Here is a 16,803-nt window from a genome sequence, read left to right as displayed (position 1 = left end):
GCGCGAACGGGCAGAGCCCTGATCGCGAATCCCCTAGGGTCGCCAGAAATATTTATTCAAAAGGCCAAAGACATGGACCGCAAACTACTCCTTATCATCCTGGACGGTGTTCCGTGGCGCAATTTCCGACGGTTGTTCGGTAACCTTGAAGGTTGGGTCGACAGCGGTGAGGCGCGCGTGTGGAAACTGCGCGCTGTTTTGCCGTCCACATCCGCCAGCTGCTATGCCTCGATCCACACCGGTGTCACACCACAGGAGCATGGCTGTACCGGCAACGGTAATGTCTTTCGCCTAGGCCATAAGGACGTCTTTGGCCAGGTCCGTGAAGCTGGTGGTGTAACCGGTGCGGTCACCCACAGCTATTGGTCGCAGTTCTTCAACCGTCACCCGTTCGATTACGTCCGCGACATCGAATATGATGAGCCTGAGAGCAAGACAATCAACCACGGCCGCTTTCACACCATGACCGGCTATGGCAAAGCCAATCAGATGACCCCGTCTGACGTGGATCTCTATGCCACTCTGACCAACCTTTGCCTGCGTCATGGGCTGGATTACGGCCTGCTGCATGCCTGCACATTGGACAGTATGGGGCACCGTTTCTACCATGATTGCGAGGAGATGGACCACGCCTGTTTCGTCGCGGATGAGATGTTGGCACCATTCATCCCGCGTTGGCGGCAACTAGGCTATGAGGTCATCGTGACCGCCGATCACGGTCAGGACGAACGCGGACATCACGGCGGGCGCAGCCCGCTGCAACAGGAAACGGCACTGTACTACTTTGGCGACGCGGAAGGCCCCGAGGTCGACACGGTGATCGACCAGCTACGGCTGGCGCCCACGATCCTGAACCGGATGGGTGCGCCCATTGCCGAAACGATGAAGGCGAAACCGTTCCTGAAGTGAGAGATCAGTCGTAGGGCCAGATCTGCTGACCCAACGCCTCGATCGCGACCGAAATCCTCTCAAAACTGTCTGCAGCGCGCTTAACACTGGTACGCGCGCGCAGATAGCCGTGAACGAGGCCCGGCTCGTTGATCCAATGCGCTTGCCCTCCGGCGGCGGAAACCTTGTCGCAATAAGCGCCACCATCATCCCGCAGCGGATCACAATCTGCAGTCACCACTACGGTCGGCGGAAGACCCGAGAAATCTGTGTCGTGAAGCGGCGCGAAGGTCGGATCATCTTGCGGGACATCACCACCACAACGCACTTTTTCGTAGAACTGAATCTCATCCAGCGTCAAAAGCGGCGCGTGGGCGTGCTCTATATACGACCCTTTCGTGCTGTCACCACCCAAACCGGGGTAGATCAGGACCTGACCCAGCACATGGTCCAACTTACCTCGTCCGTATTGGGCGACTGCGGCCGCCAGGTTGCCACCGGCACTGTCACCCGCAAGGACAATCGGGTCGCCGAATTCCTGCGCCACCCAGTTTGTCGCATTCCAGCTGTCTTGAAACTGCGCCGGGTGGACATGTTCGGGACACAGACGGTAGTCCACGGCCACAACCCGATATCCGGTCTGCGCGCAGATCTCGGCGCAAACATCATCGTGGCTGTCCAGACCTCCAACAACAAATCCACCACCATGAAAATAAGTGACGGTTCGCGTCGGCTGACCCGCATTGTAGACACGGACAGGCACGCCAAATGCCTGCCTGTCCTCAGTCTCGACCCCCTGCGGGCGGGGTTGGCGAAAGTCGCGACACATCGTGTCGTACACCCGGCGCTGATCCTCGATCGACTGTTCGACCGCATCATCGGGATAGCTTTCAGCCGTTCGTTTTATGAACGCCCAAGTCTCTTCATCAATCAGACGTTCATAATCCATGTTTCCTCCCGGTCAGGCAGCCCACTCCCACGGCCGGGTGAACGATCCCAGCACCTTGCTGACATCGTCCTCTGCGGAACCCTTCGCGTCAAGCTGCGCAACGAGTCCGCGTTTCTTATCGTCGATGACCGAAATGACCCGTGCCTCAAGACCAGCCTCTTCCAACGCGCCGTTATAGATACGCGTGATCGCCTGTTTGCGAAGCTCAGGCTTAAAGACCTTTCCGACGGCAGTTTTGGGCAGCTCGTCCAGAATGGTCATGTGTTTGGGTTGTGCCGCGCGTTCATGGACATGCACATTGCAATACTCCATCAGCTCTTTCTCGGTGACCGAGGCTCCATCGACCAGTTCGACAAAGGCGCAGGGCACCTCGCCCGAATAGGCGTCAGGCTGCCCGATGGCACCGGCAAACGCGACAGCATCGTGCCCCAGCAGAGCTTCTTCGATCTCGGCCGGGTCAATGTTGTGACCACCGCGAATGATCAGGTCCTTGGCACGACCTGTGATCCACAGGTAGCCGTCCCCGTCAAAGCGTCCCAGATCACCTGTGCGCAGGTATTTGTCGAAGTGGTAAAGACCTACGTTCTTATCCGCCTCGGTATAGGTATTGCCGGCATAGACCCCGGGGTTCGAGATGCAGATCTCGCCGATTTCATCTGCGGCGCATTCCTTTGGTCCGTCCGGACCATCCTGCAGGATTTTCACATCCGTATAGGGGAACGGAATACCGATCGAGCCAATCTTCTTTTCCCCGTCCACCGGGTTGCAGGACACCAGGCAGGTGGCTTCGGTTAGCCCATAGCCTTCCACGATGGTCACACCGGTCGCTTCTTCGAACCTGCGGAACAGTTCGACGGGCAAAGGCGCTGAACCTGAGAACGCCGTCTTTACGCTTGAGATGTCCGCATCTACGGGGCGCTGCATCTTGGCAGCAATCGCTGTGGGTACGGTGATGATGAACGTTACTTTCCAGCGCTCAATCAATTTCCAGAAATTGTCGAAAACACCGTCGCCGCGATATCCCGCAGGCGTTGGGAAGACCACATGGGCGCCCGACGATACAGCAGCCATCATGATCACGTGTACGGCAAAAACGTGGAACATGGGCAGCGGGCACATGATCACGTCCTCGTCCGAGAACAACAGAGTGTTCCCCAGCCAGCCGTTGTAGATAAGGCCCGAGTATTTGTGCTGCGCGACCTTCGGCATGCCCGTTGTGCCGCCGGTGTGGAAAAAGCAGGCAACGCGATCTTCCTTACTGTCTTCGAAAGTCAGCGTCGTAGGCTGCTTGGCCAGTTCTTTATTGAAGTTCTTGTAATCCGCATGGGCCAGTTTTTCCTTGTCGCCCATCTTTGGACGCAGGAACGGCACCAGCCAGGATTTTGGCGGCGTCAGATAGCGGTTGAGGTCAATCTCGAGAATGGTTTTGACGTTGGGCGCGTGGCGCACCGCCTCTTCGACCTTTTGCGCCACATCCGTTTTGGGGAAGGACTTCAATGTCACAACCACTTTGGCACCGGTTTCGCGCAGGATTGCGGCGATCTGCTCGGGCTCTAGCAGCGGGTTAATCGGGTTCACGATCCCTGCGACTGCACCGCCCATCATGGTGACCAGCGTTTCGTTGCAGTTGGGCAGCACATATGCCACCACGTCTTTCTCACCGACACCCAAAGACCGGAACAGGTTCGCTGCCTGATTGACTTTGCCAAGCAGTTGCGACCACGTCAGAGTCTCGGCCTTTTCTGTCGGACCAGACATGAGCTGAAAGCTGACCGCATCACTGTTCGGAAATTTGCCTGCTGTGCGTGACAGCAACTGGTGGAAAGTGACCGGAACATCCCGATCCTCCCACGACATTTCCTGCTCCATTCTCGCCTTGTCTTCCAAACCCACAAAGGCCATGTGACTCCTCCCTGTTTTTCTCCCGCGTCTTGCGCGGTTTTTTCCAAAACAAGATGGAAGCAAAACCCCGCAGGTGCAAGCGACGGGTTAGAGGGGCCACGCCCAATTTTGTAGAATTACGCAGCGGCGTAAAACTGACTTCCCCGACGTCAGGCTATTCTGCCGCAACTCCGTCGGTGAATTGCAGGCGCGCCAGACGGGCATACAGGCCATCCTGAACGACCAGATCCTCGTGCGTGCCTTGGGCCACGATCTGACCGGCTTCCATCACAACGATCCGATCCGCCTTTTTGACCGTCGCCAGACGGTGGGCCACGATCAGTGTGGTGCGCCCGGCGCGCATCTGGTCAACCGCGCCCTGAACCGCGCGTTCGCTTTCGGCATCCAGGGCCGAAGTCGCCTCGTCCAGCAGCAGAACCGGCGCATCTCGCAGGATCGCACGGGCAATCGCGATGCGCTGTTTCTGACCACCCGACAGCATCACACCACGCTCCCCGACGAAGCTGTCATACCCTTCGGGCAGTTTCGAAATGAACTCATGTGCCGCAGCTGCGCGCGCGGCGGCCTCGACCTCTGCATCCGAGGCGTCCAGGCGCCCGAACCGAATATTCTCGCGGGCCGAGGCTGCAAAGATGATCGGGTCCTGGGGCACCAATGCCATGTGCTGCCGGAAATCGGATCGGTCGAGGTCACGCAGGTCAACGCCATCCAGGCTGACATGGCCGGCGTCCGGATCGTAGAACCGCTGGATCATCTGGATGACCGTCGTTTTGCCTGCGCCCGATGGACCAACGAAAGCCACGGTTTCACCCGGTTGAATCGACAGGGTCAGATGGTCCAACGCCACCACATCCGGACGGGCCGGATAGTGGAAGATCACATCCTCAAAACGGATCTCGCCCCGAACAGGTGTAGGCAGCGATGCTGACTTGTCCGGATCAATCACGGTATCCTGCGCATTCAGCAATTCCACCAGACGCTCGGTCGCGCCGGCTGCACGTTGCAGCTCGCTCCAAATCTCAGAGAGGGCGGCGACAGAGCCGGCCATGATGATTGAGTAGATCACGAACTGGATCAGAACACCTTCGGTCATCACGCCGTTGCGAACGTCGTTTGCCCCCATCCACAGCACGCCGACGATGCCCGAAAATACAAGGAAGATAACGATTACCGTCATTACGGCGCGCGTTTGAATACGCCGAAGAGAAACCGCATAAGAGGTTTCAGTCATATCGCCGAATTGCTTCCGGCTGGCTTTTTCATGCGTAAAGGCCTGAACGGTTTGCACCGCGCTCAGTGCCTCTCCCGCGTTGCCCGACGAGGCCGCGATCCAGTCCTGGTTTTCGCGGCTGAGGACCCGCAGACGACGCCCCAGAACAAGTATCGGCACCACCACCACCGGGATCAGCAAAAGCACCAAACCTGTTAGCTTGGCCGAAGTCAGCAGCATTAGAACCAAACCGCCCGCGAACAAAAGCATATTGCGCAAGGCAATGGATACGGACGATCCCAGCACAGACTGAATCAGGGTCGTGTCCGTGGTGATACGGCTGAGAACCTCTCCGGTCATGACTCTTTCGTAGAACTCAGGGCTCATTCCTATGACGCGGTTAAACACGGCCTTGCGGATATCGGCCACAACGCGCTCACCCAACCGGGTGACCAGCGCATAGCGGATGCCAGTTCCCACCGCCAAAATCGCGGCAATGCCCAGTGCCGCCAGAAAGTACCAATCCAGCAGTTCGCCATCTTCAATTCGGAAATTGTCGACTACTCGGCGTACCGCAAGTGGCAGGGTTAGCGTCATGCTGGCCGTCAACACCAGCGCCAATACCGCACCCGTCATCAGGGCCCGATACGGCTTCATAAATGGCCAGAGAGACGACAGAACGCCTATCTTCCGCGATCCAGCACGCTCTTCCGTGGCGCCGGGTGCAGGTTTGCCCTTAGGCGTGGCTGAGGCAGAGTTCGCCATAATTGGCCCTTACGTCTTTTTCGCACTTAAGTGTTCGCTTCTTGGCGGCCACGGCAAGCCGGGTCAAGCACCACAATATATGACCCAACATAAAAGGGCTATTTGACGCAGAATTTTAGGGCTGATTTGGAGCGGGCGGCGGGAATCGAACCCGCTTCATCAGCTTGGAAGGCAAGCGCCTTCATCACTACTTTCACAACTATTTCAATGCACTATTAGAATCAATATAGTCGTTTTGCAGGTTATATGTCGGAGAAAAATTCTTGGAGCGGGCGGCGGGAATCGAACCCGCTTCATCAGCTTGGAAGGCTGAGGTAATAGCCAGTATACGACGCCCGCTCATCTCAAGCGGGTCTATTTCATCCCGAATTTGCGGTCAACAGAGGATTTGTTTTTTTTCAGACAACTGATCTTTGTTGAACAAAAAATCTGCAGCTGAATCGCAGACAAGTTATGGAGTTTGGCCAAAAAGTAAGCTGTCAATTTTTTAATAGAACCACCGGAACAATCAAAGTGTCCCTGTTCCCATCGGAACTGTTCGAATGTCCCCATTGCGTAAAGAACGGGCATTCGTCTTATTGGCGGCAACGACTGCACTGAGCCCGAAGCAGACGCTTGCGATCAGTGAGTTGCCGCCCCGAACAAATCGACCTGATTGCAGGCAAGGCTCTATTTACTTTCATAACGGGCGGTACGAGATCAGCATCGAACGTGGTCATATTTGTGGACAGGAAGGATGGGCTTATTTGAGAGCGATTTGACATGCATTGCATATTATATCATTTTGCAGTTGCAAGACGCTGCCCCCTCGAGAATTTTGTTGACGGCTTGTGCGAAGCAAGCCCGTAATTAGACTAACCTGGGGGGTGCGTGATATGCGCCAATTTCTGTTAGTTGTTGTTCTTTTGTTGGATGGATGCGGTGAAGCATCCCGGGGCATTTCGGAAATACAATACTTGCAAAATATAGATAATCTTTTGCAGGCGGACGATCTTTGTGGAGTGCATCGATACGTGGTCTTGCGACCACGTGCTCTTTACCGCGACGACGAGTTATCAAGGGAATTGCGCGATTTTGTGAGGAATTCACGCGAGGAATGCTCCCCTCCAGTCAGAAGTGGCGCGAATGGTTCAAGAACTGATCAGTGGGGAACCACTCTAAGAAACAGTGAAAATCCAGGCAATCGCGTATCTCAAGCAAGAGCCGACAATGAAACCAACAGCGCTGAAACGAGTGCAAATGAGTCGGACGAAATAGAACGGGACGAAAATGAGCGTGAAAGCAGCGCCACCAATGGAAACGGCAATGGCAATGGCAATGGCAACGGCAACGGCAACGCTGGTGGCAACAGCAGCGGCAACGGCAAGGCTGGTGGCAACAGCAGCGGCAACGGCAACGCTGGTGGCAGCGGCAACGGCAACGGCAACGGCAACGCTGGTGGCAACAGCAGCGGCAACGGCAACGGCAACGGCAACGCTGGTGGCAACGGCGGCGGCATTGGCAACGGCAACGCTGGTGGCAACGGCGGCGGCAATGGCAACGGCGGCGGGAATTCCGGCGGGAACGGCAAAGGCGATCGTTAAAAATAGTGCTTAAACCAAAACTGTTGTGACTGTAGCTTTTGAATATGAGAGTACTTCTGGCCGAAGATGAGCCGAAGCTATGCGAGCAGATCAAGAAACTTCTAAGTGCAGAAGGTCGTGTCGTAGATGTGGCCAACAATGGAACAGACGCCCTGCACTTGGGCGCGACCGAACCTTACGACATGATCATCCTCGACATCGGGTTGCCACAACGCGACGGTATTTCTGTCCTGCGTGAATGGCGTAGTGCAGGCGTAAAGACACCTGTATTGATCTTGACGGCTCGCGATGGGTGGAGCGAGCGCGTGGATGGCCTGGATGCCGGCGCGGACGATTACATGACCAAGCCGTTTCACATGCCCGAGTTGGCAGCACGTGTGCGTGCAATTCTGCCCAGACAAAGCGGTCAGTTGAACCCCTTGATCGAAATGGGGGATGTCTCGCTCGACACTCGAAACGGGCGCGTCAGTGTTGGTGGAATTCCTGTGGATCTGACCGCACAAGAGATCGCCGTTCTTACCTACCTTGCTCACAACATGGGACGCATGGTTTCGCGTACCGAGTTGTCAGAACACATTTACGAATACGACGGCGATCGGGATTCCAACACCATTGCTGTTTTCATAACCCGGCTGCGCAAAAAACTAGGCTCTGAACTTATTACAACTGTCAGAGGGCGCGGCTATATGATCGATACCGCCTGATGTTGTCGCTTCGCCAACGCGCGTTGCTTGGTGGCCTCGCGACTGGCGCCCTTTCTGTAGGGGTCGGAACGCTCGTTGTGTTTTCCCACATCAATACCCGTGTCCTGGAACAGTTTGATGAAACGCTGCGCGACAGGCACACGCAACTTATTGTGGGCTTGAGCGCAACTACAGACGCCCCTGAGGCTCTGCGTGATCTCATGTTCGACCCGGCCTACGGAACGCCCTATTCCGGCAGGTATTGGCAAGTGACAGATGGCAGCGGAGCCATATTTACGTCCGCGTCGCTCTTTGACGAAACGATTTCCGAACCTGTTGATTTACGTGGATAGGCAGTCGTCTGGAACACCGCTGGCCCGGATAATGAGTCCGTGCGCAGTGTGTTTCAGAAAATCACATTCGAAGACGGAACCGAATGGGGCGTGACAGTCGCTGAAAGTAGAGGAGAGCTGATAAGCGAACGCCGGGCTGCGCAGGACAACTTGCTGCCGGTTTTTGGATTGGTTGGCTTGATCGGAGTTGCTGGTTCGTTGATGTTAATGTCTGCAATTGGTGGCCCCCTCAGGAAGCTGCGCGCTGATGTGACGCATCGCTGGGACAAGGGAGACGATCTTAGGCCGGAAGACTATCCGGAAGAGGTCTCGCCGCTTGTCGACGACCTTAATCAATTGCTGCACAGGAACCGCGAGATTGTATCTGGCTCCCGACGGCAAGCGGCTGATTTGGCGCATGCGCTGAAAACTCCGACTGCTATACTGCGAAACGAACTGACAGCTTTGTCGGATAACGGAGCGGATACCCAACCTGCCGACGACGCGTTGAACAGATCGATGCTCAGCTCAAGCGTTCCCTTGCAAGCATGCGTGCGTCAAACACCGCTGAACTTACATACTCTCGAACTGATCTTACTCATTCGGTTAATAGGCTATCCAGATTGTTCTCGGTCACGGCAGAGCGTGAAGGAAAATCTTTAACGAGGGAATGCGAGAGCGGGCTTCACGTCCGAATGGACGCTCAAGACATCGAAGAGGTGATTGGAAACCTCCTCGACAACGCTCTGAAATGGTGTCGGACAAGAACTCACATAGCTGCCAATCGTGTTGAAGGTGGTATTGAGATTTGCATTGAGGATGACGGACCTGGAATTCCGGAAGATGCACGTGAAGGGGTACTGCATTCCGGAGGGCGGCTGGACACTTCTGTTAGAGGCACTGGTTTGGGTTTGGCCATAACAGTTGACTTGTTGAACGCCTACGGCAGCAAGCTTACACTGGGTACATCCTCTAGCCTCGGCGGCTTGGCTTGCCGGGTTCTAATTTCAGGAAAGACACAAACGTGAATAGCCGAGACCAGTCCCTGGCTTCCGGCAATCGAAGTACAACTCATTTGTGAAGAATGTGAATTCGAACGACTTCGGCATTGTTCGTGCAGGTAACGGTGGCAATGCAGGCCGCGACCGCGGACTTGCAGCGAGATGTAGAACAACTGATGCGTGCCACAGGGTGAACTTTGCAAAGTCTGCTTACTACGCTTCACTGTTATTCTAACAGCATGCGGGATCTTTTGGGTTTGGGCTCAAAGTAGTCGCTCGCTGCGCTTTGCACGAACGTCGGGTATGCTGATGCCACCTGCCATTTTGTTCCTTTATAGCTTCAGTTGGTCGACACGGTGTCGGTGCCAGGAGAGGGAGGTAAGGATGGAGGACAATCGATATCCATTGTTCAACTTACTGCGATCACACCGAAACGCCCGCCCCGGAACAAAGATCGTCTGATAGGCCAGAAACGCCCGCTTCTGGCGAAGCAGGTCTGAACCATCCAAGCCCAGCTTGAATTCTCTATCAATATCAAAAACTTGGCACCCTTCAATCTTGCAATCGATAGTAAGCTGCGGGGCTGCGATCTCGTTCGGTTGAGCATAGCCGATCTTGCTACTGGTGATCGTGTCCGCGAACGCGTGAGAGTTGCCCGGCGCAAAACAATGCGGCCGCCCAATTCGAGGTTTCAGAAAACACCCGCTAGTCCATCTGGACCTGGGTATGTCGCCCGCAGATGCTTGGACGCACGCTTCTTTTCCCAAGCAGCTTTCACGAACGGACGCATATTTCGGCACGACAGTACGCGCGTCTGGTCCGCGATTGGGTGTCGGCGATTGGTTTGGAACCAGGCGGTTATGGCGCGCATGCGCTGAGACGCACCAAAGCGGCACTAATCTACCGGAAAACAGGCAATCTTCGCGCGGTGCAGCTTTTGCTTGGCCACACGAAATTCGACAGCACAGTTCGATATCTTGGCGTTGATTTGGAAGTTGCGCTGAGTATCGCAGAAAAGATCGACGTGTGAAGACTGAGCGGGCGGCAAGAGTTGCCCGTTTTTCACGACTGGCAATTGTCGCATTAGTGCTGACCTTCCACTGGACTTCCGTACCGAGACGAGCGTCACTGTCGTCGTCGATTGAATCGCCAAGCTCCGGTCTGTAGCTGGGGTGTCATCACTCCCAAGTGACTGCTTGTGCGAAGTAAGCAGTCACTCATGTAAAGTGCGGCGAACGGTTGAAACGGCAGCCCAAATCGGCCAGTGCCGCAGTTTGGGTGAATGACAGTTTCTCGCGAGGAGCAGACGCGATTGGTTCTTAGAGGGCCAGCATGACTGCACGCTCAGCTGGACGAACGGCAAGTGAAGCCATCGCACCACTCTCAATCGAAAAACTTTAGCATCACAGGAGAAACTCCGCCCGTTCGACCACCCAAACCATTGCAATCACGGCAGCGCAAGCAGCCACGGTCGCACGAGACCCAATCCAGATTTTTCCCGGTTGCTTACGCAAAAACAGGACAAGCGGCCAGACCAAAAGGACGATCATCAACTGTCCTATCTCGACCCCTATATTGAAGGCCAGAAGGCTGTGCCAGACGTTTGGAGCATCCACCTGCAAGATTTGGTGCAGCATGAAGGAAAAGCCGAACCCATGCAGCAAACCGATGCTAGATGTTACACCAAAGGCTTTCAGATCACCGTGCTCCTGGTTCGATGCTGTTACCGCCATGACTGCCGCGTAAACAATTGACAGGGCAATCGCCAGTTCGACGGTGGGAATGAACCAGGCGCCACTGGGTGCGATGCCAAAAAAACCCAAAATCAATGTGACGGTATGACCGATAGTAAAGCCCGTGACCCGAGCCAGCAGACTACGCAAATTAAGCGCCCCGATGATCATGCAAAGAACAAAGAGAACGTGGTCGGGCCCTTCCAGGATATGCCGGACACCTTCAACGATAAAGGTCGCAGCCGCAGCAGTGGTCGACCCAGAAACATTGACAGGATCATGCATCAACCCGGTGGCGCGAAAGGTGCGGATCGCCTGGCCGTTGTAATCAAGTATCAGGTTGGCTGTGTCCTCCTGTCCCTGCAGTTCAGGGTTAGACCTGTGGGACAAGCTGTAAGCACCGACAAAACCGCTGTCGTAACGCAAGTGAATATCGACCATAACGTCGCCGACATAAGTTTCGTTTGCCGAAGCTGGAAAAACATCGCCTGAAGCAAGCGCCGCTTTGGCTTCAGACAAGTTCGCAAAGCCAGGTTCGGTTCCCAAAGGGTGCAACCGAAGGACGGTAACCGATGCAGCCTGTATCTGACCTTTAACCGACAACACGATTTCGTCAGCAGCGATCCTCGCGAACCCGTCGGGATCATTGCGCAGTTCTTCCTGAGCCACGTAGTGCATGAGGACGCCATCTTCGAGGCGATTGGAAGTATAAGGCGCAGGCGTCGGCAAGCCATCCGCGCCTTCGGGGCCAACCAGTTCCGCAACAAGGTAAGACATTGGCATACGCAGATAGACGTCAAGACCATCGTCCGAATGCACGACATGATGTATGCGGACATTTTGGTTCAGCTTGAAATGTGCCTGAGATGGCGCGGCGCTCAAACCAACTAGGAGTGTGCATAGAACAACCAAAAGTCTCATGAGTTTCCTCCCGGAAAAGATGCCGCGTTGTTCATACGGGCTTCCAGAACGGTTAACCCGTTCAGATACCAAGCCCCCTTGTTGTTTTGGACATCCAGAAAAGCCCGGTAAGAAACGACACGCTGATGCATGTGGCCCCAATGCCCGCCGCTGACGGATGCATCCCAACGCGCAAGGACTTGCGCCCCTCCGTCGGTGCTGGAATTGATATTTTCCACTGTCAAATTCGCGATCTCGTTCACCCGCGCCTTAGCACCGGATGGCAACGCTACGGTCATGCCCCGGCGAATTTCTGCTTTCACATCGTTTGTGTGTTCCGCGAGAACAAATTTGCTCAATGCCGTGGCAAGTTGGGGCGTTTGTGTCTCGAGTTGTGCCACAGCTACGTTTTCCAGGATGGCATAGGTGATACTTGCGGCCGCTTCATTGTCTTGGATTGAATTGCTAGGCAAAACCACATCCATTGTTGCCGTTTTCAAGAATCCAGAAGCTATGCAGATAGATACAGCCGCGACGGCCCACCCTTTTCGGCGGCCTGACCCAGAACGCATGCCAACGATTGCGAGCAAAAGCGCGAAGGTCAGTAGGCCAATCGTGTAAGCCGGAATTTTGTAGGACGTTGCCGCAGAAACCGTCACAAGCTGAGTTCTGGGATCGGTCCAATTGACTATGTAGTTGGTCCATGAAATCTCGGGTGATCCCTTGGTGATCTGTCCCGGCACAGCCCCGGCTGGGTCGCTGATCTGGATCGGAATGGCGTCTGTGTCTTGGGCAAACAAAGTCCATGACAGAGAGAGATTCTCAGGCAGTTCGTTTCGCGGATAGGAAAGAATGATACCCAGCATGGCGGTCGAACGATCCGTTCGATCTTTAATTTCCAAAAGCTTCAGACCCTCGACGCCAACCGACAACTGGTCGACACGCGCAGAAGCGGGAGTGGCGGGAGAACCGTCGATGACCATCGGGTTGCTTTCTGAAAACAATTCGACGGCACGGATTTTGATCTGTTCCATTTGATCGGCGTCTAGACTGGTCACATCGCCAAGCCCGAGGTCAGTCCAACCTTCCAGATCGCGCAGCCGGAAAATGACTTCGTGGCGCACTTCCCTAGGCTCGACCGAAATGAAGGACATCAAAGCCGATTTGTGATGACGCGTCAGGTTTGGGTTTTCAAAACGGCTGTACCAGGGATCATCCCAGTTGGGATAAAGCGTCTCTGCTCGGGACAGAAAACGGTAGTCTGTGACCGCTACTCCCTGATGGTCGAAAATCACACCAATTGGTACAGAAGGCATCCCATCCGGCTCTAGAGGAGGCGTAAATGTGATGGTTTCTGGTTTCTGGTCAAATGGGAAATCAAGCGTCACAAACACCACTTGCGTCGAGCGCTCGTCCTGTTGTGCGAACCCGTAGCTCGGCCTGAAAGATGCAGCGCGCGTTTTTCTGTCTCTGACATCTACGTGCTGTATTTCTGGAACAAGGTTTACCCCGTCAGCCGAAACGTTGAGTGCCTTGCCAACACGCTCAGACAAGGCGGCTGCCGGGTCAACGCCCGCGGGTGCTTTCGACAAAAAGGCGGGCATGTCCTTGAGGTCTATTTCAAGCGCAATTTTAACGCGATCTTCTTGCACGGAAATTTCTGCGAAGTTGCGCGCAGTCTCTGCGCCATTGGCAGGCAGCAGGTCAGCCTGCGCCGACGGAACCGTGAGCAAATTAAATGTAACCACCGCGAACAGAAATCTGAAAACAGTCATTGCTAATTTCTCCAGTGCTGGCTGACCCCGGCTTCGCGATCTGAACACGAGGTTAGATTGAAATCGGAAGCCGAGGTGCCGATGCCGAGCTTAGGTCCCGCCACCGATAATTTTCGCTCGTGGCTTTACTTCGGCTCGGAATTTTCCGGGTAGGGAAAGTCCTGACCCAAGGCCTCACTTGCGTCTTCATAGATAGGTCGTAGAACGTCATCCACGTTCCAGACACCGCCTGCAATGAACTCGCTAAAGTCGATGGTTTCCAGACCAAGGCTTTCGGCCATGGCGGTTTTGTCTTCTACTTTGGGGGGTTCTGCTGGAGCGGCCAGCGGAGGTGCCCAAGTTGCTTCGTCCGTCACGGCCATGCGCACCCGGATGTCATCCTTCGTCACATTCCAAACCATGAAATCTTGCGCCAGGCTCAGCGGTCCGTCGTAGGTGGACCGAATGCGCTCATACACGGCCGTTGTCGTGTCGAAGTCATTGAAGAAGTGATAGGCGACCGCCATGCGTGGTTGGATTTCACTCATCACTTTGCCGAATGCTTCAGGAGCGGTGTGAACCTGCGTACCAACTTGGAGCGCGGATTCCGGTGTGAACTTCATTTTTGACACCAGTTCCGGTACGGCGATGAAACTTTCGTGGATAACGAGGTCAGCCTCTCTGGAGTAGTCGACGAACCACTTGTTGGGATAAGTATCCGAGCTGAAGACGAACTTCAGATCGTTCCACTCCAGCGAATAACTGACAGAACCGTCTATGGAATGGATCGCGGGGAAGGTACGGATTTGCACCCCGTTTTCCTCGTAGAGGATCTCGTTCTCAAGCTTATAGTCAAATTCGGTGACATCCATTTTGTAGCCACGGAAGTCCACGTTGCCAGCACGGCCCGCCAGATCCCATGTCAGCATCTTCTGCATATGCTCAAGTGCATAGGCCGTACCAAGTTCAGGCGCAGCTCCGCTCGGCCCCCAGACCCTCAGCGGAACGTTCCGCCCCATCAAAGCGCCACCGATGAAGAGGTCGTGAAGACCGCCGAAATGGTCCGTGTGAAGGTGGCCCAAAAACACTTTGTCGAGGTAGTTGTATGGAATCTGTAATGAAGAGATCCGCTCGGCAGAACCCGAGCCCGCATCGAACAGAAACTTGTCACCGTTCCCAAGCTCGACCAGAAAACACGCCGCAGCCTGTGCAGCACGGGTCGTCGGCATGCCAGTGCCACACGCGATTACTCGCATTTCATCTGGCTGAAGATCTTCACTGTTCGGGTAATACGTTTCCCTTTCCCTCGCCTTGACCGGGGACACTTCCGGGGCTGTCTCCTGAGCCAAGGCCATAGAAGGGCCGAACGTATCCCCCAACGTCTTCAGCCCACCATTCGGGGCAGCCATCCACAATCCGAAGGTTATCCCCGCCGCTAGATAGGCAGAGTATTTCAATAATCGTTTGGTTCTACGCATGATGTGAACTCCCTTTTCCGCTAGAGCCGACCGTGTTCCATTGAGAAAACGGAAATGACGGCGTGCATCCGTGATGATGCCAAACCAACGTTCCTCAAAGTTGGGGCGCTCGTAATGGACTCACGGTGACACAGGGGTGACTCACGTCCGTTTTCGGTGCATCATTACATGTGAATATGGTGACCCATCACCTTCAGAAATAAGGATATTGATGGAAGACGGCATCCATATCGCTGAAAAACAGGCCGCGTTGCAGGCTGTCTGCGATAGTGACCTGTTTTCACATCTGGATCGTCTTCGTGCCTTCCTGACTTACATCGTCAACGAAGAAATGGCCGGTCAGGGCGAGTCGATCAGAGGCAAGACAATCGCTCAGGACGTATACGACCGAAGCCCGTCGGAAGAGGTGGATGCAGACAATGTCGTTAGAGTAGATGCGCGTCGGCTCAGGCAAAATCTGGAGCACTACTACGACACTGTCGGCGCCGCGGATCCCGTCCGGATTTTTGTCGATACCGGCGGATACAGGCCGCGATTTGAAAAAGTCGAAATGGCACCCAACAACGAGGCCGCATCATCCAAGCGCACCTTTGGCTTGGCAGCTCTGACTTTTGCTGCGGGGACGGCGCTTGGTGTCTTCATCGCACTAGGCCCTTTGCAGCGCGAACCAGCAATGCGACCGCACTTAGAAAATACAAATCAGGATGTACTGAAACGCCAAGCGCTGCGTGAGCAGTCCGGCTCGTCCTTGCAAGCCGTAAATCTTGCTGAACAAGCTCGACGCATGATGTTTCCCATTTTTGATCGACCGCGACAAGAGTTGGTAAACGAGGTGTTCGCACGGGTTATCGAACTGGGCCCGGACTATTTCGGTGGCTATGCTGGATCAGCGCAGACCTATGCGACACTTTCAATATTGACATCAAAGGGTCCAGAAAAAAGCGCCCTTCTGGATCAAGCTCGCTCTATGGCCGAACGCGCGTCCAGCCTCGCCCCCTCTGACCCATGGGCACAGTCCGTTCAAGCCTGGGTGAAATTTTCCGACCGCGATTTCGAAGAGGCAATGAGGATATCGTCAAGAGCCGTGAAATTGGCGCCTGCGGATGGATATATTTTGGACATACATGGTTCTATCGCATTATTTTCTGGCCGCTTTGCCGAGGCGGTCAGTTCAGCCACGAAGGCAATGAACTTGGGCCCAAGCAATCAACGCTTTGCCAATCGAAACATTTATGGTGCGTCAAATTTTCACTTAGGCAATTACCGAAAATCTCTGGAGGCGTTTTCACAAGCCGCAGATTATGGTGATCCGATCAGCGCGCCATCCTTCGCATATCAGGTCGCGGCACTGTTTAAGCTTGGTCGGACCAAAGACGCAGCACGAAAACACATTGAGATGAAGAAGTCCTGGCCTGATGCCGACGTGGAAAAGATACTGACCGGTGTTTTCCGAGACCCACAGCATGTCGAAGAGATTATTTCGAGTATTAGGACAGTGGAAGCCACAAACAACTAGGTGTTTGGAAGCGGCAAGCAGTTAGCCCAAACGGCATCGAACTCAGGCTGTCTAGGACTGGATTGCTGCAGTCAACACCAAGGCCAGTATCGACAGCGGTCATTCGGGT

General features: G+C 54.8%; 13 protein-coding genes, 1 tRNA gene and 1 pseudogene. 8 read left to right on the top strand and 7 right to left on the bottom strand.

Annotated elements, in window-relative coordinates; genetic code table 11:
* Positions 1-72 precede the first annotated feature (72 nt).
* Positions 73-909 (top strand): alkaline phosphatase family protein, encoded by an 837-nt coding sequence (locus tag RUA4292_RS06060; RefSeq protein WP_058276871.1) that lies wholly within the window; start codon positions 73-75, stop codon positions 907-909.
* A gap of 4 nt (positions 910-913) precedes the next feature.
* Here RUA4292_RS06060 and RUA4292_RS06055 read toward each other — a convergent pair whose 3' ends face one another.
* The 4 genes from RUA4292_RS06055 to RUA4292_RS06040 all read right to left on the bottom strand — a co-directional run bounded on the left by RUA4292_RS06055 (position 914) and on the right by RUA4292_RS06040 (position 6,053).
* A complete protein-coding gene (locus RUA4292_RS06055; RefSeq protein ID WP_058276790.1) occupies positions 914-1,837 on the bottom strand; it encodes an alpha/beta hydrolase in 924 nt (307 codons plus the stop codon).
* 12 nt (positions 1,838-1,849) lie between these two features.
* Complete coding sequence (locus RUA4292_RS06050) at positions 1,850-3,739, bottom strand: acyl-CoA synthetase (protein WP_058276789.1); 1,890 nt, start codon at positions 3,737-3,739, stop codon at positions 1,850-1,852.
* A 154-nt stretch (positions 3,740-3,893) separates the two neighbouring features.
* Positions 3,894-5,714 carry an ABC transporter transmembrane domain-containing protein gene (locus RUA4292_RS06045; protein WP_058276788.1) on the bottom strand — a complete coding sequence of 607 codons (1,821 nt, stop codon included), beginning with the start codon at positions 5,712-5,714 and terminating at the stop codon, positions 3,894-3,896.
* 264 nt (positions 5,715-5,978) lie between these two features.
* Positions 5,979-6,053, bottom strand: a tRNA-Gly gene (locus tag RUA4292_RS06040).
* 536 nt (positions 6,054-6,589) lie between these two features.
* Here RUA4292_RS06040 and RUA4292_RS24910 point away from each other — a divergent pair.
* The 6 genes and pseudogenes from RUA4292_RS24910 to RUA4292_RS06005 all read left to right on the top strand — a co-directional run bounded on the left by RUA4292_RS24910 (position 6,590) and on the right by RUA4292_RS06005 (position 10,343).
* Positions 6,590-7,297 (top strand): hypothetical protein, encoded by a 708-nt coding sequence (locus RUA4292_RS24910; protein ID WP_058276786.1) that lies wholly within the window; start codon positions 6,590-6,592, stop codon positions 7,295-7,297.
* Positions 7,298-7,341: 44 nt separating this feature from the next.
* Positions 7,342-8,001, top strand: coding sequence for a response regulator transcription factor (locus RUA4292_RS06025; RefSeq protein ID WP_058276785.1), 660 nt, complete (start codon positions 7,342-7,344; stop codon positions 7,999-8,001).
* The gene (locus RUA4292_RS06020) at positions 8,001-8,333 is read left to right on the top strand and encodes a hypothetical protein (protein WP_058276784.1); all 333 of its coding nucleotides are present in this window, start codon (positions 8,001-8,003) and stop codon (positions 8,331-8,333) included. The genes RUA4292_RS06025 and RUA4292_RS06020 overlap by 1 nt, the downstream gene beginning before the upstream one ends.
* A 48-nt stretch (positions 8,334-8,381) precedes the next feature.
* Complete coding sequence (locus tag RUA4292_RS24725; protein ID WP_058276783.1) at positions 8,382-8,975, top strand: hypothetical protein; 594 nt, start codon at positions 8,382-8,384, stop codon at positions 8,973-8,975.
* Positions 8,861-9,340 carry an ATP-binding protein gene (locus RUA4292_RS25620; protein WP_082637020.1) on the top strand — a complete coding sequence of 160 codons (480 nt, stop codon included), beginning with the start codon at positions 8,861-8,863 and terminating at the stop codon, positions 9,338-9,340. The genes RUA4292_RS24725 and RUA4292_RS25620 overlap by 115 nt, the downstream gene beginning before the upstream one ends.
* 476 nt (positions 9,341-9,816) lie before the next feature.
* Positions 9,817-10,343 (top strand): annotated as a pseudogene (locus tag RUA4292_RS06005) (tyrosine-type recombinase/integrase).
* A gap of 373 nt (positions 10,344-10,716) precedes the next feature.
* Here the strand turns inward: RUA4292_RS06005 and RUA4292_RS06000 are convergent.
* The 3 genes from RUA4292_RS06000 to gntH form a co-directional block, all read right to left on the bottom strand.
* Complete coding sequence (locus RUA4292_RS06000) at positions 10,717-11,967, bottom strand: HupE/UreJ family protein (protein ID WP_082637019.1); 1,251 nt, start codon at positions 11,965-11,967, stop codon at positions 10,717-10,719.
* Complete coding sequence (locus tag RUA4292_RS05995) at positions 11,964-13,721, bottom strand: hypothetical protein (protein WP_058276780.1); 1,758 nt, start codon at positions 13,719-13,721, stop codon at positions 11,964-11,966. Before RUA4292_RS05995 ends, RUA4292_RS06000 begins: the two co-directional genes overlap by 4 nt.
* A 125-nt stretch (positions 13,722-13,846) precedes the next feature.
* Positions 13,847-15,178: a guanitoxin biosynthesis MBL fold metallo-hydrolase GntH gene (gntH, locus tag RUA4292_RS05990; protein ID WP_082637018.1), complete on the bottom strand. Its 1,332-nt coding sequence runs from the start codon at positions 15,176-15,178 to the stop codon at positions 13,847-13,849.
* A 211-nt stretch (positions 15,179-15,389) separates the two neighbouring features.
* On the opposite strand from gntH, the gene RUA4292_RS05985 reads away from it, so the two are divergent.
* Positions 15,390-16,694 carry a tetratricopeptide repeat protein gene (locus RUA4292_RS05985; RefSeq protein WP_058276778.1) on the top strand — a complete coding sequence of 435 codons (1,305 nt, stop codon included), beginning with the start codon at positions 15,390-15,392 and terminating at the stop codon, positions 16,692-16,694.
* The last annotated feature ends 109 nt before the right edge of the window (positions 16,695-16,803 follow it).

It is taken from the genome of Ruegeria atlantica, from assembly GCF_001458195.1.
Lineage (GTDB): Bacteria > Pseudomonadota > Alphaproteobacteria > Rhodobacterales > Rhodobacteraceae > Ruegeria > Ruegeria atlantica.
This window is presented reverse-complemented; position numbering and strand designations above follow the sequence as displayed.